Here is a 20,526-nt window from a genome sequence, read left to right on the forward strand (position 1 = left end):
ATTAGATTTTAGTCAAGCTAGCTTGAAGAGGTAATAAATTTTGGTTTTAAGCGGATACGAATACTTACTGGTATTCATCATCGTTTGTACGCTAGTCCCTCTATCGGGGCTAGGACTATCTGCTCTGCTAAGCCCAAAACAGTCAGGAGCCGCAGGTCGTACCACCTACGAATCAGGCTGTGAACCCATTGGCGGAGCTTGGATACAGTTTAATATTCGTTATTATATGTTCGCTCTTGCCTTCGTTATTTTTGACGTAGAAACGGTATTTCTATACCCTTGGGCAGTTGCATTTAGTAAACTAGGCTTGCTTGCCTTTGTGGAAGCACTTATTTTTATTAGCATTCTTGTATTAGGTCTAGTCTACGCTTGGAGAAAAGGAGCCTTAGAATGGTCATGAAATCCGAAAACGTTAGTTTGGACTTTAGTATCGAAGAACAAACACAACGCCTCATCAACCCTGTGGCAACACCACAAGTTACCCAAGACTTATCGAATAATGTCGTTTTAACGACTCTCAATGATCTCTATAACTGGTCGAGAATGTCTAGCCTATGGCCAATGCTCTATGGCACAAGCTGTTGCTTCATTGAGTTTGCAGCAATGATTGGCTCCAGATTTGACTTCGATCGCTTTGGATTATTGCCCCGCTCTAGCCCTCGCCAAGCTGACCTGATCATCACCGCAGGGACAGTCACAATGAAAATGGCTCCTGCGCTAGTGCGTCTCTACGAGCAGATGCAAGAGCCGAAATATGTAATTGCCATGGGCGCTTGCACGATTACGGGTGGTATGTTTAGCACCGATTCTTACACGACAGTTCGCGGTGTTGATAAGCTAATCCCTGTGGATGTGTATATCCCAGGTTGCCCTCCTCGCCCTGAAGCGATTATGGACGCAATCATCAAATTGCGGAAAAAAATCGGTACTGAAGGTTTTAAAGAAAGAGCGAACCTTAATCGTACTCATCGCTACTATGCCGTTAAGCATGAAATGAAGGTGGTGAGTCCAATTCTGACTGGACAATACCTAGAAATGCCTAGCCGTATGTCTCCACCCAAGGAATTGGTGGAATCTGGTATTCCTTTACCCGCTTTGCAAATGGCTCAGAAGGAGGTAGAAACCGTTGGCAGATAATCAAGAAAACCAAGAAGCAGCCTTAGCTACAACTGAAGTAACTGCGCCAGTTTCGCAATGGTTAACTAGCAATGGCTTTGAACATGAGTTTTTGGGCTTGGATAAGCAAGGCGTTCCAATTCTAAAAATTGATCGCCAGTTTCTTCTCCCTTTCTCAACAGCGCTGTATGCCTATGGGTTTAACTACATGATGTGTCAATGTGGTTATGATGCTGGTGCTGGTGATAGTTTGGTGAGTATGTACCATCTTGCTAAGCTGACTGATGAGGGAATTAATAAAAGCGATCGCTTTGAAGAAGTCCGCATCAAAGTATTTCTCCCGCGCATCGATCCACGTTGTCCATCAGTATATTGGATTTGGAAAACTGCCGATTGGCAAGAGCGGGAAACCTTTGATATGTATGGCATCATCTATGAAGGACATCCCAATCTCAAGCGGATTTTGATGCCAGAAGACTGGATCGGCTATCCGATGCGCAAGGATTACGTCACACCAGACTTCTACGAGCTACAAGACGCATACTAAGCAAAAAAGCACCCAATGGGTGCTTTTTTATGTCTAAATCAATTTGCTAGACAGCAATTCTCATATAGAAATCGGTTTTCAAAAAACCGATTTTGGTGTTTCCAGCGCCTTTGGCGCTGGAAACACCAAAATCGGTTTCATAATGAGAATTGCTGGTTACTATAGCAATGTAAATAAAACCCAAAAGATGGGTGGCGGTGCGAAGCACCGCCACCCATCTTTTGGGTTTTGATTTGTCCTATCTATCTCTTACATTGCTATAGATATTGCTATAGCAATAATTTTGCTAGCTCAGCGAAGCCTAAAAACTCTGATGCTTGAGTAACATACTTTGGGAGATGAGTCATTTTGTCTTGATAGTGCAAGATGTTGACAACACCCACCGACATAGGGAACTTATCAGGATCAAACATCGCCTCATCATTGGGACTATCCCCAACTGTTAGAACTTGATCTTGATTGAACTCTGGGAAATAGCGCTCTAACACTTTCGTTAAACCTATCGCTTTATCTTGATGAGCAAGTTTGATATGACATTGAACAGTACTGTAAGTAAATCCTAAACCCATTTCGCAGCATTTCCCTGCGATCGCACTAATATCATCAGCAGATAAATCATCCACATCAAAAGTCCAATCCGTAATACGGAACTGATTATCAGAAGATATTTTGAGACTGGGAAATCTATTTTGAATCTGACAGAAAGCATTCTCTAATAGAAGGCGATGTTCATTTATGTTAGGAATGTTAGAAAGGAGATCTTGCTTACTATCTAGCTGCAAATAGAGTCCGCCATTTTCAGCGATCGCTGCTGTGATGGGTAGATAATTAACCAAAGCACTGACCCAACCCGCTGAACGACCAGTCACCAAAAAGACTTTAATTCCTGCTGACTGAAGATCGAGGAGTGTATGGATGAAATTCGGAACAAATTTGCCATTCTGGGTAAGAGTACCATCGACATCAGAAGCAATTAAACGGATGTCGGACAAGTCAGCTTGATTGAGATTTAATAGATGCATAAAGTCTGATCGGTTGGCGTTAATAATTATCGAGGCATTGGGTAATGCGATCGCTGATTTTTGGGGATGATGGCATTTTGCCTCGGTTTATGACAGCTCATTATCAGAGGTAGTAATTTTGGCTGTGTATCGAACAAGCTTGGGATTGATATAATTTAGAGAATTGAATAGCTAGTAAATAATGAATATTTACGGCTAAGGAATGAGTAAAGATGAAACTTTACATTTGGCGATCATTATTCCATTGTCCTAAATTGGTCTTTGCGACAGTCTTTTTTGTTGCAATTAGTTGGTGTGGACCAGCAACAGTGCAATCAAAGAACAGTAGTTCTTATGGTTTAGGGATAGTTCAAAATCGATATTATGAAAGAGGAACGGTCAGATGTGGGAATTTAGGCAATCTTGTTGCTGTAGATCTTCTGGCTCCTGATGATGGTGCAAGAACACTTACTGCGCGTCCAACTTTTTATTGGTATATTGACCATAAATCACAAAACGAAATAAAAAACGAGAAAAGTTTTTATATAGATTTCATTTTGAGGGAGGGTTTTGGTCTTAATGCTAAATCAATTTTTAGATCTCGCTCAGTAGGTATTCTTAAAGCAAGCTCTGGACTATATCGGTTTACGTTACCTCCAAATTCTCCTGCTTTGGAGATCGGCAAAACTTACGCTTGGCATATTCGCTATGTACAAGCTGATAGTGAATATGAAGCCCTAAATAGTAGCAATCAAATTGACACCAGAGCAATCGTCAAGCGGGAAAGTAACTCATCAGTAATAGAGCAAGTAAGAGTAGCTTCAACAAATCTAGAGAAGGCGAGAATCTTTGCGGAAAATCTCTATTGGTATGACGCTCTAGATGAATACACTAAATGGATTGATGCAAATCCTCATGATAAGCAAGCTTCTCATGAGCGCCTGTTAATGTTAGATCAAATAATAGAACGGAATCCTAAGCTGAAATGTATTGATAAATATAAAGTAAACAATTCAAGCTTGATTAATTCTAAGCAATCAACACCTCAAATTATGAAATTGCAATCACCATAATGACTGGAAGTGCAAAGCGCTGTAATACCAGTGCTTATCATAAAAAAAATGCACCCGCAGGGTGCGCTTTTTTTATGATAAGCATCCAAAAAAGAGATGATTTATACTAATTCACGAAAGTGTTGTCACACTTTCGTGAATTAAAACCCAAACCCAGTAAGGGTTTTCAAAACTCAAAATGGCTACGCCATTTTGAGTTTTGGTATTACGGAGTGTATGGATAGTTGTAATCGCTTCGTTTACGCCATTCCATTTCACTATTGACAACTTTAAGTAGACATTCCTCAACAATAAATGGTGCATTGCGCCAATTGATATCGTCGCGTTGCAAGATCCAACTCAGTTGCTCTAATGAGTCTTCTAGCTCCGCTTCAAAACGAGCTAAAGGCAAGGGGACTTTTTCTATATTTGGAGCCTCTACGCAAACAGCGATCGCCTCTTTGAGCGCTGCAACTACCTCCTTGCCGTAAACTTCTCGCGCTCTCAGTCTTAAAGATTTGTAGCCTTTTTCTGAAGTTGCATACATTGGAGGGAGCCGATTTAATACATAGGCAGTTGCTTCACCGAGATCTACTGTTTCCGCGATCGCAGGATGTAATTTCTGAATTTGATGATAGGCAAGCGACAGAACTAATTTTTCTAATACATTACTGAATTGATAATTAACATCAACCATGTAAGTCTGAAAATCTCTAGCTTTCTGCTGATCTTGGCTCGGATTGACTGAGGTTTGAACCTGCCTTCCTTTCCAAGAAATCTCAGGTTGTTTGCGTTCAAAAGCTGTTTCATCCCTTCCAGCATTTGCTTCTCTTTTACCCGTAACCAAGTAGGTATTACTCACAGCACTTTTGAGCTTAACTGTCAGCAAGGCATTCTCTAGAGCTGAGGGAATATCCTTCCAAGAGGCATTTTCTGCACCTAAAATTTGTTGGAGTGCGGCAAGGGAACGCGCATGACTAGCGACCTCTTGCGATGGTAGAGGTCTAGAGTCTCTTAATGCGTCAGGCTTAACACTGACTAGCGCTCGACGGACTGCGGATTCAATTTGCGATCGCATTTCAGTTGCAGCTTTTTTGCGTTGTCTCAACCAACCTAGTTTTGATGTAGCATACATCGGCGGCAGGCGGTTTAACGCATAGGCTGCAACTTCGCTTAAGTTAATTTGATCGCGGCGGTATTGAGGTAAATGAGAAATTTGTAAGTCAATTTCTGCAATTACCAATTCCTCTATTGCATTTTTGCAACTTTGCATATCAAGCCGTCCCAAACCTAATATGAAATTGAAGTGTTTGTAAAGTTAAAAAATATTCAGTTTAGACTAAATTGCAAATTTTTTGAAATTGCAAAGAAATCAAAATTAAAATCATTTAGACATTATAGCAATGGACTAAGTAGGTAGGCACAATTAAATATAAAACCCCAGAAGCTGAGCCGCTCGCTGCGCGGGCGGCTCCGCTTCTGGGGTTTTACTTACTCCGAGACACTTACTTTTATTTTTTGCTGCGATCGATTCGATATAGCCATAGCATCAAGGCTAAAACCCCAATCTGCAAGGCAAAGCTTCCTAAATTTGACTCTAGGTCGCCATTTCCAGCAATTAATCTTGCAAAAAAAACAACCGCGCCAATAAATCCCGATCCTGCAAAAGCAAGATAGATAAATATGCGAAGACCGCGATAGGGTGATTTAGCTTCACGTCTGAGACGTTCGTACTGCTCAGGATTTAGTTTAGACACGATTTTAATTAGCTTTAATATAAAGTGGGCGCGAAGCGCCCACTTTATATTATTTGGTATTATTTTGATTTCATCGCCGTGCGATCGCATAGCCAGATCGTATTCCCAGCGATCAATCGTGATGGATATTGATTGATATCGCCTTTGGGTGCTAACACCGCAGTTAAAGCTTTCGCTTTCGCAGCACCTTCGATCATGAAAATAATCACTTTGGATTGATTGATCAAAGGGACAGTCATTGTGATCCGAGGTTGTCCATCTTTTTCGCCGACGGTTACAAGACGATCAATAACTTTGAGCGCCTTGGTATGTGGAAATAATGAAGCCGTATGCCCATCATCACCCATTCCTAGCAACATCAAATCAAATTGAGGAATTTCTCCTGCACTAACACCAAAAAATTCTTGAATATGCTGCTCGTACTTTGCTGCCGCGATCGCAGGATCCTCAGCATCAGTTGGCACTGGATGAATATTTGCCGCAGGAATTGCCACGCGATCAAGCCATGCAGCACGAGTCATACCTTCATTACTTTGAGGATCGGTAACAGGTACATAGCGTTCATCTCCCCAAAAAACATGAACCTTTGACCAGTCCCATTCTTTATTTGCAAAGAGTTCATACAAGACACGAGGTGTGCTACCACCTGCGGCGACAATAGTAAATCTTTGACCTTTAGCGATCGCTTCATCATAGGCAAGCTGACACAATAACAATGCTCTTGAGGCAATTTCAGCGCGATCGTTCCAAATTTCTACCTGTCTAGCCATAAAAAATACCTCTGTTGCGAATAGGGAATGAACTAATGTTGCGGTTTGTATGTTTTTTGATAAATATCGATTTGAGTAATATCAATCAATTGCAGCAATTATGAAACAGATTTTGAGGATTTCAGCACCGTAGGTGCTGAAATCCTCAAAATCTGTTTTGATGAATCAATCTTGCGGGAGGTGTCTTTTATTTCATTTTGTGTGATTTTTAACAATACTAACGAGTAAATGTACTAACCTATAAAATGTTAGAACATTATTAAGGTTAAGGTAAATCGTCATGACACCTGCTATCATCCGCCTCTTCTGGGACTCAGTCAGTCAAGCCCAGCCAAATCTACTCTTAAATCTTGATGACGACGGTCTGATGAGTTGGTTGGTTGATCAAGTCCAGCAGCGCTCTTCACTCGATTCTCACCAGCAAAATGATCTCAGTGATTACATCAGTAATCGCCTACCTTTGATTCGAGAAATGGCATATCAGAGCTAGGTTGCTCGAAGGTTGGATGCTTCAAATTTGATTTTAAACTTGATTTAACTTTAATATTTTATTTAGACTTTGACTATGCTTTATCACTTTTCAGGTATTACGACTTGATCGTTGAACAAGCAAAACTATAAATATTTGGGGAATTTTTCTAGAGGGGAAATAAGGTTTCTGACGATCCTATGCTCCAAAATGTTAGGATACTTGCCTGAGCTATGTCATTGCTGATTTCATCGCTCTGCCAACTATTCACAGATATTTCTAGCGATTATTTCTAGCATATGGTATCTCCAAGAATTATTGACCTATTGCGTAGTGGTCAAACTAATGACTCATATATTGTTCGTGGTTGGGTACGGACAAAGCGCGAAGGCAAGGGGATATCCTTTTTAGAACTTAATGATGGGTCGTCGCTACAGGGATTACAAATCGTTTTACCACAGACAATTGATGACTATGAAACGCTAGTTAAGCAGATAACTACAGGCACATCCATTGAGGTATCTGGAACTCTAGTTGAGTCTACGGGTAAAGGACAAAGGGTAGAAATGCAAGCGACAGCGATCGCGGTTTTTGGCACAGCCGATCCAGAGACTTATCCTTTACAGAAAAAACGTCACTCAATCGAATTTTTGCGCACGATTGCCCATTTGCGTCCTCGCACGAATATGTTTGGTGCTGTGTTTCGAGTGCGAAATGCCTGTGCATTTGCAATTCATAAGTTTTTTCAAGAACGTGGTTTTTTGTGGGTGCATACGCCGATTGTCACCGCTAGTGATTGTGAAGGTGCAGGCGAGATGTTTGGTGTTACCACATTTGACTTAAATAAAGTCGCGGCAGCAGGTAAACCCGTAGATTTTTCGCAAGACTTTTTTGGAAAGCCAGCATTTTTGACAGTAAGTGGTCAGCTAGAAGCCGAAATTATGGCAAGTGCCTTTTCTAATGTCTATACTTTTGGCCCCACCTTTCGTGCCGAAAACTCGAATACTTCGCGCCACCTTGCTGAGTTTTGGATGATTGAGCCAGAGGTCGCCTTTTGCGATCTTGAAGGTGATGCTGATCTGGCTGAAGATTTTCTCAAATATATTTTTAATTATGTTTTGGAAACTTGTCCTGAGGATATGGAGTTTTTCCAAGAACGGGTAAACGATCAAGTGATGGTGAATGCTCGCAAAATTGTCGATGAGCAATTTGAGCGGATTACCTATACAGAAGCGATCGCTATTCTCGAAAGGTGCAGCAAAACCTTTGAATTTCCGGTGTCGTGGGGATTAGATCTTCAATCTGAACATGAAAGATTTTTAGCTGAAGAGCATTTCCAAAAGCCAGTAATCGTAATGGACTATCCACTTGGGATCAAAGCATTTTATATGCGTGTGAATGAAGATACTTTAAGCGATCGCCAAACTGTACGAGCTATGGATATTCTCGCCCCAGGGGTGGGTGAAATTATTGGCGGTTCGCAGCGGGAAGAGCGCCTTGATGTATTGGAAGCCAGAATTTGCAGTGTCGGTCTAAATCCCGAAGATTATTGGTGGTATCTAGATTTACGTCGTTATGGAACTGTTCCTCATGCTGGCTTTGGACTTGGTTTTGAGCGCTTAGTTCAGTTCATCACAGGCATGGGTAATATTCGCGACGTGATTCCATTCCCTCGTTTTCCTCAAAGTGCAGATTTTTAACCCCGTCGGGACATAAAACCCAAAAATAAAGTGGCGGCGCGAAGCGCCGCCACTTTATTTTTGGGTTTCTAAAATTCTGCTTTTTCGCCCATGATATAAGTTGCAGCGATCGCGCGATCGTCACCCATGATGATTGTGGCAAATAGTTGATCGGATATTTCGGCAAGTGTAGGTAGATTAGCCGAATCAAATGATTTATTTCTTAAAGCCATAATTGGCGTTGAGCGTAAATTTAGGACTACAAAATCTGCTTCTTTCCCAATTCCAAAATTACCCAATTTATCTTCAAGACATAAGGCTCTTGCGCCGCCCAAAGTAGCCAGAAACAATGCTTGAAAAGCTGATAATTTTTGCGATCGCAACTGAGCGACTTGATAGGCTGCGCTAGCGGTGTGTAAAATCGAGAAACTGGTTCCTGCGCCCACATCCGTTCCCAATCCCACTTTTACAGGGGTTTCTAGAGATTTTGCCTTTTCTATTTTGAAAAGTCCACTACCCAAAAACAGATTAGATGTTGGACAAAAGGCGATCGCAGATTTTGCTTCTGATAATCTCGCAAATTCCTGATCTGTAAGCTGTACCCCATGTGCAAAGACTGATCTCTCACCAACTAAACCTGCGCGATCGTAGACATCTAGATAACCTTCACTTTTTGGAAACTCGGCAGCCACCGCTTCTACTTCTTTCACATTCTCTGAAAGATGGGTGTGTAAATAAACATCAGGAAATTCTACTAAGAGGTTGCTGATATTAGTTAATTGCTCTGGTGTAGATGTAAGTGCAAATCTTGGTGTGACTGCGTAAAGCAGGCGATCTCGCTTGTGCCATTTCTCGATTAATTGCTTAGTTTCTACATAGGAAGATTCAGCCGTATCTCTCAAAAATTCGGGAGCATTGCGATCCATCATCACTTTGCCAGCAATCATGCGCAAATTGCGACGCTGTGCTTCTTCAAAAAAAGCATCCGCCGATTGGGGAAATACTGATGTAAAGACTAATGCAGTTGTCGTTCCATTTCGCAATAATTCATCAAGAAAGATAGAAGCAATTTCCAGAGCATAATTGCGATCGGCAAACTTCCGTTCTGTTGGGAATGTATAAGTACTCAGCCATTCTAATAATTGCTCACCATAGGAAGCAATCATCTCCGTCTGCGGAAAATGAATATGCGTATCGATAAATCCTGAGACTATCAATCGATCTCGATAATCTGAGATCGGGATATCTGCATATTTAGTGTGTAACTTTTCGTAATCATCTAAATCTTTGACCTTGCCATTCTCAACTATCAGTAAACCATCGGGGAAGTAGCGAATACAATCAGTTTCTGGTGTATAAAATGGATCGGCGATCGCATCTAGAAAACTGGCTCGAAACCCTTTAATAGTTTGATATTGCATAGTTTAGAAAATAGGAACAAGTCAGTAATAGGTAAAAAAGCTTTGTTTACAAGACCACACTTATTTTCCGCGCTTTTTGATCTTTACCGTAGTCGCAAAAAGTACAATTCAAAACCCAAAAGATGAGTGGCGGCGCGAAGCGCCGCCACTCATCTTTTGGGTTTTATGTCCTAAGCAAAACTTGCATTGCTATAGATATATAAAATATGGGTTGGTACTAAGAATAGTCTAAATTTTTACTAATGGGCAAAAACATCCGCATACCCTAGTAAATCTAAATAAACAAGCGTTGGAATATGTGCAAAACAAGCTTTTGCCAAGTCGTAGCGATTTTCTCGAATCAGCATATCAATCAACTTTCGATAAACCGCTAATAGATAGCGCACATCATTAGCAGCATAGTGTAGCTGATCTTCTGAGAGAACTTTGACATTCCCCCAGTCTGAAGACTGCGAAGTTTTGTCTAATTCAATTTTTTCAAGTTCGCGTACCAATTCCTTTAAGCCATGTTTATCGGTATATGTCCTCGCCAGTTTGCTAGCGATTTTAGTACAAAAAATTGGATGAGTAGCAATGCTGAGATGCGCTTCTAGCATCGCTACATCAAACCTTGCAAAGTGAAAAACTTTAATGACGTTGGGTGCTTCAAACAAATATTTGAGGTTGGGGGCTTCTTTGATTCCCTGCGTAATTCGGACTAAGCTGACGGTTTCATCGTCATTACAAATTTGGATTAAGCAAAGGCGATCGCGTCTGGGGATCAGTCCCATAGTTTCAGTGTCAACTGCGATCGCTTCACAGCCAAGATATTCTTGAAGAGTCTCAAAATCGATATCGTTATCAAAGATTTTAAAAGCTGGCATCTTAGTTTTTGGGTTAGATTCTTAAATTGTCTCTAGCAGTTATACAGCTTTTACAAAACAAAATTCAGCAATTCTCATTATAAAAGTTGGTCTTGAGATAAAGTTAGCTGACTGCAAAAATTTAATAAAAACCAATTTGGGGTTTGTTTCGCTATAGGCGAAGCAAACCCCAAATTGGTTTTTGATAATGAGACTTGCTGCAAAAAATCATTTCTGTAGGCAGTACTGACCAAATCAGTCACCTTTTTTAAGGATGGCAGAAATCTAAAGATTTTCACCTTGCGAAGGTATATTTAGCGATATAGAGGACTTTTTAAGTACGCTATTTGTAGAATTGACAAACTAGACTCTTAAAGCAAAAATGAGCAGTCCTCACGCCCATTTTAATTTTTAGATCATTTCTATAAATAAATTTAGTGAACAATTCTTAAAATAAGCGTTTAGTATCATGTCCCTATTTTACAAAGCTTATATAATGAACCTAAGCCCAAACTAGTAATATTGAGTAAAAAATCTTATTGTTTAAAACAGCGTTGATCAGAGTCTAATACAAACAACACTGCGGCAATGAGGTTTTTTAGGCAACTCAGTATCCAGATAACAAACATCTCATATCCATAATGAGAGTCGCTAAATATTTATGTAAATCTCGCTAAAAACGTCGGCGACAGTTATTGATCGAACTCATTACCAAAGTAAATCTAACAGTCCATAGCCCAGCAACGGGTTTTATGTTTTTGTCTCTGGTGAGTTTGGTAGTAAATTGCTGTAACTATTTGGACAATTGACTTTTTTAACTGAATTAAAAGCCCACTTAGTTAGAAAAACTTCTCAGCAACAATAAGTTGTTTACTGAAGTCACACTTAGAATAATTTTTTTGTTGATTAGTAAGTAAGTAGGCGTAATTAAATATAAACCCCAAAAACCTGTACTACTCATGTACCATTCGTGCAACAGGGAGTACAGGTTTTGAATCTGAGCTTTAATTACACCGAGGCACTTATAATCTAGTCAAATTTGAAATTCAAGATTTTTGCTATTGTTCATGAAAATATTGATATGGCACAGTTTTACAATCAAAATCAATCTAACAGATTTTCTGAACAAGTTACCGATATAACTGCTGGTAGCATTGAGAAAGCTCAGCAACATATCTATAATTTCTTTTTAGAAATTATCAAGCGTTATGAATCTGAAGTAATTTTAAATCAATTTGAAAAACTATTTATTAAGTATGAAGAAATTGACAATGTTAGTGCTTATTACGCTCTAGGCGAAATTATATTTCACAATAAAGAAAGTGAGTTTAAGTATACACTTTTACGCTGTTGCTATATTCTCAATAACAACTGGGCAATCAATGGAAATATTAGCGCTTGCCAGAAGTTAGTTGACCTTTTTTTAGCAGATTCTATTGGCATTCCTACGCGGATTTACAAATTAAAAAAGCTAAGACAGTGGTTGCAAAGCTTTGCACAATCTGAAGAATATAGTACTTTGCGATCGCTGTCAGGTAGACCTGGGGTTCGTAAAATCTATCATAATTGGAGCGAACGCTTTTCTTCTTATCTATTGATATCAGAATATGCCGATCCAAGAAAACCATTTGAACAACGCCAATATGCGGAGAATTTATCTCGCAAGATCAAAAAACAATTTAAGTTCGATCTTGCAATGTATACCGCTCGTATTGATTCAAAGTTAGGCGCAAATCCTCAGCGTCAAAATCCAACTAATTTAGGAGATGGTGTATTACTTCTAATTAAAAGAGTGCTGAATAAGCAAGGCAATGAAAACTATCGAAAAGCTGCTAGAAATCTTTACGATCAATCTCATAGTATAACTTTCGTAGAATTTAAATCCAGACTACTCGCATATTTAGGGATATCAGAAGATGACTTGGAAATCTCAGAAGTATTCCGTTTGACGGTTGTACAGAAATTAAAACATTTCCAAGAACATCGTGATGATGAGTTAATGACTCTTAGCTTATTATATGTAACTTGCAATCGAGTTTTGCAATATCTATTATTAAGTGAGCGACGTAAGCCATCTGAATTTCTAGAATTATCATTAGAATATGATAATTTCCTCAACCCTATAATTTTGTTGCTAAAGATTGTATTAATTCAGCCACATATTCGCTTTTATTTAGAAGGATATGTGGCTGAATTAATCAAGTTTTATAGTGTCTATGAAGAAACCGAATGTCAAGCCTTCATTAATTTTCTTGATGTGTTGAATGTCACGCTAGCAATTTTTGATGAGGATACAGACTATAGTCTGATTAAAATGAAAAATATTGAGAATGATTTGACAGATATCAATTTAGATAACTATCGTGTTTTCTCACAATTAAAGAGGCTGGTAGATAGAGGTAAGAAACCAGTTGATCCAGAAGATACAACCGAAACCTTAAATTTTTAGTATGCTGCTTTCTCAGCGAATCTCCAGCATAAGCAGCTTTGCCAGCTTAGTGGGTAAAGCTGCTTATGCTAGAGATTCTATCCATTCAAAAATGCGATTCCATGCCCACCATCGATCGCGATCTTCATATTGGTTTTGGCATTTTTTGCTGCTGACATAGCCAACATGACCGCCGTGCTGTGTAACCATTAGTTTTATCGCAGGGTTGTCTTGAGCAATTTTTTCTAAGTCTGAAATAATCGCTGGATCAAACATCGGATCGTCTGCAGCATAAAGAATAAAGGTTGGCTTTTGCAAATGTGGCATGAAATATAACGGACAACTAGCATCGTAATATTCCTCTACCGAGTCAAAGCCTAATTTAGCGATCGTCAATTCGTTATCAAATCCCCAAATACTGTTAGCTCGTTCCACGGCTTCACGATCAATCGCTTCAGGATGCATTTTCGCCATCCTGCGTCCTAGTTTCTTTAATTCACGAGCGATCGCCTTTTCGAGAAATTTCCCCAGTTCGTCTTTGACTAAATAAGTAAGCGATCGATTGGAGTCAACACTAGGACAGATTACCGCCCCACCCGCAATATCAGCCGATGTAATTTCTAGATCGTTACCCCATTCAGCGATCGATTCTCCTGCCTTAATTCCCCATAAAGCCAATTGTCCGCCGAGGGAGTATCCAGTTAGCCAAAAAGGTGCGGGACATCCCAATTGTTTGGCGGTATTAGCAATACGAATAAAATCTTCGCCTTCATACAGTCCATCTGAGGTCAGTGCTGGTGAAAGCTCGGCAGTTTTGCCATGCGCTCGCCAATCAAATAATACGACGGCATATCCTTTTGAGATCGCCTTCCGCCCCAGAATTTTGAGAAACCATTGATTATCTAAATCCCCTGTAATTCCGTAGGTTCCAACAATTGTCCCTTTATTTTTTTGATGGGATGCGTCTGGAATTACATATTTACCAAAGATGGGAACGCCATGTGCACCTGTAAAAATATGCTCCTGATAAATGGGTTCTGGTTCGACCGTGAAGTTTTCCCATTTTTGACTCACCTGCAAAGCAGTATAAAGGGTCATTAGCAGCCCATTAGTGAGATGCCAAGGTGGTGAATAGGTCATATAGCAATCCGTAAATCACATTTGTTATATTTCGTTACGCTCACTATTTTATCTCTATGTATAGATACATGAATCTGGGTTGTATATTTCAAACTAGCGTGACACACTAATATTCAGTGGCTTATTTCTAGTTTTTTAATGTAAAGCAAAGCTAGTTGCATTTCCTACGTTACAGTTTAAGGAGGAAGCAAAGATGTTTTATGCAAGTAGACGGGTAACTCACTTCGCGCCCAATTATTTTTTATCTTCTCTGCAATGGATATTATGTAGTGGGGTTGCTCTAACAGGGTTTGCTACAGATGTGATCGCGCAATCTCGCATTACACCAGTTAGCCCTGAAGTGAAATCGGATCAGAATGTTAAAGAAACTCTACAAAATATTCGCACTCTTTCACCCACAAAGCCCAAAGTTGCGGAGTCAGTAACATCGGTTTCACAATTGAGTGATGTGAGATCGACCGATTGGGCTTTTACCGCCTTGCAATCTTTGGTCGAGCGCTACGGGTGTATTGCTGGTTATCCCGATCGCTCATTTCGTGGCAGACAAGCAGTTTCGCGGTACGAATTTGCGGCAGGGCTAAATGCCTGCTTGGACAAAATCAATGAAATTATCTCTACAGGTTTAGCCGACAAAGTCAGTAAAGAAGATCTTGCTACCATCCAAAAACTTCAAGAAGAGTTTGCGGCTGAATTAGCTATATTGCGCGGTCGAGTGGATACATTAGAAGCAAAAACCACCAAATTGGAAGCGCAGCAGTTTTCAACAATAACCAAACTGTATGGACAGGCAATATTTGGCTTGCAGGGACGGTTGCGTAACTCGGCAGATCTAGCTCCTCGCAATGGCATCCTGACTGCTAATGAAGCTGATACCGCAACAAATCTCACATTGGGCTACGATCTGCAACTCAATTTACTCACACAATTTGATTTTCATAATCGGAGCTTACTCTTAGTCGGTTTACGCGCTGCAAATCTGACCACAGGTTCAGGCAATATTTTTCAAGACAACTTTACTCGTCTTGGCTATGAGGCTAATTCGGCTAATACATTCTTTCTTTCTGATTTGTCCTATCGCTTTATGGTGGGAGATAATGCTGTATTTATCGTTGGGACTGAAGGTGTAAATCCAGTAACCGTTTTTCGCGGTCCTAATCGAGTAGAGAGTGCTGGTTCGGGACCACTTTCAGCTTTTGCTCAGCGCAATCCGATTTTGGAACTTGGACGGAGTCGCGCAGGTGTTGGCTTTGATTGGCAGATCGCCGATCGCATCAGTTTGCAGGGTGTATATGCCGCAGGCGATCCCGCGAATCCAACCACATTAGGCAATGGTGGTGGTTTGTTCGGTAGTGATTACACATTAGGAGGGCAGCTAACACTTACTCCGACTGATGCGATCGATGTCGCCTTGTATTACCTTCATGCTTATACGACAGGTGGTTCTTTAAAAATATCCTCTGGTGATAGTTTGATCAGCAATGGCGGTGCGAATTTTCTGACTGATGCGATTGGGGCAACGCTCAACTGGCGGCTTAGTCCCTACCTCACGCTTGGCACGTGGGGCGGTTATACAAAATCCAATGCTGTCAATGGTGCAAATGGAACTGTAGAAACGACAAACTGGATGGTCTATCTCAATTTGCCCGATTTGTTTGGGCGTGGGAATCTTGGCGGCATCTATGTTGGACAACCACCCAAAATCGTCAGCAGCAATCTCTCCTTTGGTAACGTTCCTAGTGCAATTGGATTGAATGGTGTTGCCTTTGGTTCAGTGGGTTCTCAGCCCGCTAGTACAACTCATGTGGAACTGTTTTATCGCTATCGAATTTCTGACAATATCAGTATCACACCAGGAGTAATCTTTCTATTTAATCCCGTCCACACATCCACAAGTGACACAATTACAATCGGCACAATTCGCACCACTTTTACGTTTTAAGCTGCGTCATGGATCAGAATGCTTTTTAGTACAGGAATTTTTGTAAGAGAAAGAGAGTGAAGTTTATGAAAATGCGATCGCTTAGTTGGAAAGTTTTGCTAGTTCTACTTTTAAGTGGAATAGGCGCTTTGGATTACCACAATTCAGCATTAGGTCAATCAACATCAAGTTCATCATCAAGTTCTTCTAGCAATCAATCAGAGCAGCCCTATCATGACAATATTTTCCCAAATGGCGGTGGGCTAAGGGATCGATTGCTGGGTGTATTAGGTAACCAATTTAGCAAAGTACCAGCAGGATTGAACTCCCATCGGCGAGCAGGAGATTATTTCAATCGAAATCAATTGGAAGATGCGCAATATGCGATCGAACAATCTTACAATGATGAGCATCGCTATTATAGCAATGGCAATCTTACTCCTAGTCCTATGAGCCTTAGTGTGGCTCAGATTGCTTTACTCCGCTCTGAGCGAATTACCGACAGTGCAACAGCTTTAGTTTATCCCGTGATTTTTCCCGATCGTTTAGAGATCCTAGTCATCCCTTCATCAGGAAAACCGATTCATAAAGTTGTTACTGAAGCCCAAGAAGTGGAGATCTTGCGTGAGGCTCAAGATTTTGTGAGTAATATTCGGGATGTAAGCTCGACAGACTATTTAGACTCTGCTCAAACTCTATACAATTGGATAATTCGTCCAATTGATGCTGATTTACAAGCTGCCAACATCAAAACACTGGTCTTTGTAATGGATGGTCCATTACGGGTAATTCCGATCGCCGCCTTACATGATGGCAAAGACTTTTTAGTTCAGAAATATGCGATCGCGACTGTGCCATCTATGGGAATGGCGAATCTGAAATTACGAGATCGACGACGCAACAGCATTCTGGTAATGGGTCTCACCGATGCTATGCAAGGATTGTCGGCGCTACCTAGTGTCGAAGTGGAAGTTAATGGAATTGCCACACAAGTTTTACAGGGCGATGCTTTTCTCAACCAAGGCTTTACAATTGAGAATCTCAAGACCCAACAAAAAAAGAATAACTATGGCATCGTGCATCTAGCTAGCCATGCCAAATTTGTGAGTAACACTATTAATGGTGCATTCATTCAAATGTGGAATGAGCGGCTATATATCGATCAACTTAGATCGCTTAACCTCGGTTCGGAAGCAATTGAAATGTTGACGCTGAGCGCTTGTCAGACTGCTGTTGGCAAAAATCTCGGTTTAGGTGGTGTCGCTGCTCAATATGGCGCAAAAAGCGTGCTTGCATCTCTCTGGGTAGTAAGTGATGCTGGGACAGCGCCATTGATGCTATCTTTTTATCGCAATTACCCTACTGCTAAAAGTAAAGCGATCGCATTGCAGCAAACTCAAGTTGCGCTACTAACAGGAACTGTAAGAATTGAGGGTCAACAGATCCAAGGAATTCCCAATTTACCAGCAGTTCCCCTTAAGCAACTTAATCAAGCTATCGATCTGAAGCACCCATACTTTTGGGCTTCTTTTATCTTGGTTGGCAATTGGCTATAGCGGTTTTCAGATGAGTACGGTAGGTGCATCAGTTTCCATAAAATAGCCAATTATACCAATTCACGAAAGTGTGACAACATTTTTGTGAATTAAAACCAAACCCAGTATGGGTTTTTAAAACTAGAAATGGCTATGCCATTTTTAGTTTTGATATTAGATCTTTCAGTGCCAGAGAATTAATGAAAGTAGAGACGGCTAAACTACAAGCATGACAGTTAAACATGATAGTCACACCAATTATTTTAGGTTTACTGCTCAAATTGTGGCATCTCTAGGGCAACTGGAACAAATTCTAGCTGAACAACGGCTTGTCGAACTTTGGCGGCGAAGGCGAGAGGATCGAGATCAAATTGCTCGAATAGCTCACGTCCTCGCAGACAGCGTAATTCAGGATTTTCGGCTGCGCCGCTTACTACCCACAGCACAAAATCTTTGTTGCTACGGGCATTCTCAATCTCGATCGCAGAAATTGCAAAAGACTCGCGATCGCTAGTGAAGCTTTTAATCACCACCGCTTCGCAAATGCCGTCTTTGGTGCATTCTAGATCGTATCCAACCTGAGATTTATCCACCGATCGCACCATCCAGCCATCGCGCATATATTGTGCCATCACCGAAATCATCGCCAGTTTTTCAGCCGTACTCGGATCTTCAATGGAGAACGGAATTGGTTTCTCGACGACTTTCTCAACTACGCGATCGACAAACTTTTCGACTACGCGATCGACAACTCGCTCAACTTCAACAAATTTCTCAATCTCGACTATTTTTTCGACTTCAACAATCTTCTCGACCTCAACAATCTTTTCGACTTCCACAATCTTTTCGACAATTTTCTCAACTTCCATAATCTTCTCGATCGCTTCAGTCAAATCCGATATCGCCTCTTCAGCTTTTGAGATAGCAACCTCATTAGAAATTGCTTCTGTCGCAATAATCAGCTTGCTAGACTCCTCATCCCTATCATCAAGATCATCATTACTCGTAGCCATAGCTAGAGGGACTTCCGCAACGATCGCTTCGGGAGTAGTATCTATAACTGAATCTGTTTCAGAAGCTGCGATCGCATAACTACTTCTTGGTCTTGCCTTAGGCAAAGAATCAATCGCAAGGGTTTCTAAAAATTCCTTAGCTTTTTTCGCCTTGTCAGGTTTACCCTGAGTTTGATATAGGACGATCGCCTTGCGTAAATCATCACCAGCAAGGGTCTCATCGGCAATATCAGGTTGAGAATAGGTTAAGCCACGATAGTAGTAGGCATCAACATTACTGGGCTGCAATTCAATTGCATAGCTAAAGTCGCGAAGTGCTTCAGGAAATTCTTTGAGAATGTAATGCGATCGCCCTCGTCGAAATGCGGCTAAGTCAAGATTTGGGCTTAGCTCCATGGTGCGGCTATAGCAAGCGATCGCCTGCTCGTAACTCTTGAGCTTAAAGTATGTATTGCCAAGAGACATATGTGCATCAGCAAAATTTGGATCGATGGCGATCGATGCTTGGAAATCTGCCATCGCTTGCTGAAGCTGCCCCAACAAAAAATTAATTTCGCCGCGCTTAAAATAAGCTAGACGCGCCTTGTCGGGACGCAAGGAAATCGCCTTGCCATAGTCACCTACAGCTTTAGCATATTCGCGCAAACTTACATGAGCATCGCCCAAGCCCAGATATGCCTTGATAAAATTAGGATTGAGCTTCAGTGCTTGCCGAAAGGACTCCAGCGCATCCTGTGGGAATCCTTGCTGAATATCCTCTAAGCCCCAACGGTAATACACATCAATTAAGCTAATCCCCTTGCCAGCCCGAAAAGCCTTTTGAGTTTGTTTCTCCCATTCGCGATCTAGCATCCGCACATATTCTTCGCGAAATACTCCCGCATCGGTTTGAGGTTCGAGGGGCATTCCTTGGAAATTGGGCAACTGCCGTAAATAATCTGTCCTGAGTGGCTCATCAAAGGTCACGCAAGCATCCCAAGCCACCCAGACCCGAAAGTTATTCGCCTCGGAGTCAATGTCATAGGCTTCGCTCAGTTCGCGATACCGCGCCGATCTCAGTTTGAGCTGATATTCGCGATCGGCTGGAACTATTGTCCCCGCTGCAAAATAGCCCTGATTGGCACTACCGATCCGCTTAAAGTAAGCGCGATCGCCCACCTTGAGAGTTTGAATATTGCCGCAGTTCCACGTAACGATATACTGCTCCCCCTCGGAGATATCGGCGATCGCTTCACGAATAAAATCGCGAATCTCTGGCTCTGTCTGCTCGTTACACAGAAATATTCTTGTGACCATAGGGCTATTATCTTAAGTTTGAACTGATTGTACCGAGAAAATAGAGGGAGTGCGAAGCACTCCCTCTATTTTCTCAAATTTGAGCGTAAACGAGGTCGGGACGCAAATCTCTAGCTCCGTTTAAGTAAATATGCTTAATCTGATGTTGCTCAAGCGGCGTATTCACATGAATTAATACCCTGATACAACGCTCTAAACTGCCCTTAACATACATTTGCTGCACATCTAAAAGCGGGACATTTTCCCATTGCGATCGCGATCGGGCGATTTTGGCAGGAAAGACCACATCAATATCTGTTGTTGCCGAAAAAGTAGCACTTACTATTTCGCGCGGATCAATGTCATTTTGTGCCTCGATCTCCTCCATAAGCTCTAGCACAGCCCTCTCAAGGGCTTCGTATGTATTTGCCTCAACTGTTGTTGCACCACGAACGCCACGTACACGCCAACCCACGTTTTACACCATCCGTACTGTATGTAAGTGTTTTTGATGTTTAAAGTAGCTAGGCATAATTAAATATAAACCCCTAAAATGTGTACCG

General features: G+C 41.2%; 19 protein-coding genes. 10 read left to right on the plus strand and 9 right to left on the minus strand.

Annotated features, from left to right (window positions below; translation table 11 throughout):
- Positions 1–37: 37 nt before the first annotated feature.
- The 4 genes from ndhC to APA_RS24700 are packed head-to-tail and all read left to right on the plus strand — an operon-like array spanning position 38 to position 1,895.
- Positions 38–400, plus strand: a complete 363-nt coding sequence (gene ndhC / locus APA_RS24685; protein ID WP_103667558.1) for an NADH-quinone oxidoreductase subunit A — start codon at positions 38–40, stop codon at positions 398–400.
- On the plus strand, positions 391–1,137 hold the full coding sequence (locus APA_RS24690) for an NADH dehydrogenase subunit K (RefSeq protein ID WP_374101383.1): 747 nt from the start codon (positions 391–393) through the stop codon (positions 1,135–1,137). Before ndhC ends, APA_RS24690 begins: the two co-directional genes overlap by 10 nt.
- The gene (locus APA_RS24695; protein ID WP_201324862.1) at positions 1,127–1,663 is read left to right on the plus strand and encodes an NAD(P)H-quinone oxidoreductase subunit J; all 537 of its coding nucleotides are present in this window, start codon (positions 1,127–1,129) and stop codon (positions 1,661–1,663) included. Before APA_RS24690 ends, APA_RS24695 begins: the two co-directional genes overlap by 11 nt.
- Positions 1,664–1,706: 43 nt before the next feature.
- On the plus strand, positions 1,707–1,895 hold the full coding sequence (locus APA_RS24700) for a hypothetical protein (RefSeq protein WP_201324863.1): 189 nt from the start codon (positions 1,707–1,709) through the stop codon (positions 1,893–1,895).
- A 37-nt stretch (positions 1,896–1,932) separates the two neighbouring features.
- Here the strand turns inward: APA_RS24700 and APA_RS24705 are convergent, their stop codons facing one another.
- Positions 1,933–2,685: an HAD-IIB family hydrolase gene (locus APA_RS24705; RefSeq protein WP_201324864.1), complete on the minus strand. Its 753-nt coding sequence runs from the start codon at positions 2,683–2,685 to the stop codon at positions 1,933–1,935.
- A 212-nt stretch (positions 2,686–2,897) separates the two neighbouring features.
- On the opposite strand from APA_RS24705, the gene APA_RS24710 reads away from it, so the two are divergent.
- Positions 2,898–3,737 carry a DUF928 domain-containing protein gene (locus APA_RS24710; protein ID WP_201324865.1) on the plus strand — a complete coding sequence of 280 codons (840 nt, stop codon included), beginning with the start codon at positions 2,898–2,900 and terminating at the stop codon, positions 3,735–3,737.
- A 205-nt stretch (positions 3,738–3,942) separates the two neighbouring features.
- Here the strand turns inward: APA_RS24710 and APA_RS24715 are convergent, their stop codons facing one another.
- The 3 genes from APA_RS24715 to pgl all read right to left on the minus strand — a co-directional run bounded on the left by APA_RS24715 (position 3,943) and on the right by pgl (position 6,243).
- Entirely contained in the window at positions 3,943–4,989 is a 1,047-nt protein-coding gene (locus tag APA_RS24715; RefSeq protein WP_201324866.1) for a late competence development ComFB family protein, read from the minus strand.
- Between the two features lie 238 nt (positions 4,990–5,227).
- Positions 5,228–5,473 carry a DUF3493 domain-containing protein gene (locus APA_RS24720; protein WP_236580062.1) on the minus strand — a complete coding sequence of 82 codons (246 nt, stop codon included), beginning with the start codon at positions 5,471–5,473 and terminating at the stop codon, positions 5,228–5,230.
- Positions 5,474–5,532: 59 nt separating this feature from the next.
- Positions 5,533–6,243 carry a 6-phosphogluconolactonase gene (pgl, locus tag APA_RS24725; protein ID WP_201324868.1) on the minus strand — a complete coding sequence of 237 codons (711 nt, stop codon included), beginning with the start codon at positions 6,241–6,243 and terminating at the stop codon, positions 5,533–5,535.
- A 280-nt stretch (positions 6,244–6,523) separates the two neighbouring features.
- Here pgl and APA_RS24730 point away from each other — a divergent pair, with 280 nt between their 5' ends.
- Both APA_RS24730 and asnS read left to right on the plus strand, forming a co-directional pair.
- Positions 6,524–6,733 (plus strand): hypothetical protein, encoded by a 210-nt coding sequence (locus APA_RS24730; RefSeq protein ID WP_201324869.1) that lies wholly within the window; start codon positions 6,524–6,526, stop codon positions 6,731–6,733.
- A gap of 278 nt (positions 6,734–7,011) precedes the next feature.
- The gene (gene asnS / locus APA_RS24735) at positions 7,012–8,412 is read left to right on the plus strand and encodes an asparagine--tRNA ligase (RefSeq protein ID WP_201324870.1); all 1,401 of its coding nucleotides are present in this window, start codon (positions 7,012–7,014) and stop codon (positions 8,410–8,412) included.
- A gap of 68 nt (positions 8,413–8,480) precedes the next feature.
- Here asnS and guaD read toward each other — a convergent pair whose 3' ends face one another.
- Both guaD and APA_RS24745 read right to left on the minus strand, forming a co-directional pair.
- Positions 8,481–9,812 (minus strand): guanine deaminase, encoded by a 1,332-nt coding sequence (guaD, locus tag APA_RS24740; RefSeq protein ID WP_201324871.1) that lies wholly within the window; start codon positions 9,810–9,812, stop codon positions 8,481–8,483.
- Positions 9,813–10,051: 239 nt separating this feature from the next.
- A complete protein-coding gene (locus tag APA_RS24745) occupies positions 10,052–10,675 on the minus strand; it encodes a ribonuclease D (RefSeq protein WP_201324872.1) in 624 nt (207 codons plus the stop codon).
- 1,060 nt (positions 10,676–11,735) lie between these two features.
- Here APA_RS24745 and APA_RS24750 point away from each other — a divergent pair.
- Positions 11,736–13,103, plus strand: coding sequence for a hypothetical protein (locus APA_RS24750; protein ID WP_201324873.1), 1,368 nt, complete (start codon positions 11,736–11,738; stop codon positions 13,101–13,103).
- Between the two features lie 63 nt (positions 13,104–13,166).
- Here APA_RS24750 and APA_RS24755 read toward each other — a convergent pair whose 3' ends face one another.
- Positions 13,167–14,222: a YheT family hydrolase gene (locus APA_RS24755; RefSeq protein ID WP_201324874.1), complete on the minus strand. Its 1,056-nt coding sequence runs from the start codon at positions 14,220–14,222 to the stop codon at positions 13,167–13,169.
- Positions 14,223–14,415: 193 nt separating this feature from the next.
- Between APA_RS24755 and APA_RS24760 the strand changes: the two genes are divergently transcribed.
- On the plus strand, positions 14,416–16,161 hold the full coding sequence (locus APA_RS24760) for an iron uptake porin (RefSeq protein ID WP_201324875.1): 1,746 nt from the start codon (positions 14,416–14,418) through the stop codon (positions 16,159–16,161).
- Positions 16,162–16,226: 65 nt separating this feature from the next.
- A complete protein-coding gene (locus tag APA_RS24765) occupies positions 16,227–17,696 on the plus strand; it encodes a CHAT domain-containing protein (RefSeq protein ID WP_236580064.1) in 1,470 nt (489 codons plus the stop codon).
- A 248-nt stretch (positions 17,697–17,944) separates the two neighbouring features.
- On the opposite strand, the gene APA_RS24770 is transcribed toward APA_RS24765, so the two are convergent.
- Both APA_RS24770 and aroH read right to left on the minus strand, forming a co-directional pair.
- On the minus strand, positions 17,945–19,984 hold the full coding sequence (locus APA_RS24770; RefSeq protein ID WP_201324877.1) for a tetratricopeptide repeat protein: 2,040 nt from the start codon (positions 19,982–19,984) through the stop codon (positions 17,945–17,947).
- 73 nt (positions 19,985–20,057) lie between these two features.
- Positions 20,058–20,438 carry a chorismate mutase gene (gene aroH, locus APA_RS24775; protein WP_142657185.1) on the minus strand — a complete coding sequence of 127 codons (381 nt, stop codon included), beginning with the start codon at positions 20,436–20,438 and terminating at the stop codon, positions 20,058–20,060.
- Positions 20,439–20,526 lie beyond the last annotated feature (88 nt).

Origin of the sequence: Pseudanabaena sp. lw0831 (genome assembly GCF_016584665.1) — a bacterium.
In the GTDB taxonomy this organism is placed as follows: Bacteria; Cyanobacteriota; Cyanobacteriia; order Pseudanabaenales; family Pseudanabaenaceae; genus Pseudanabaena.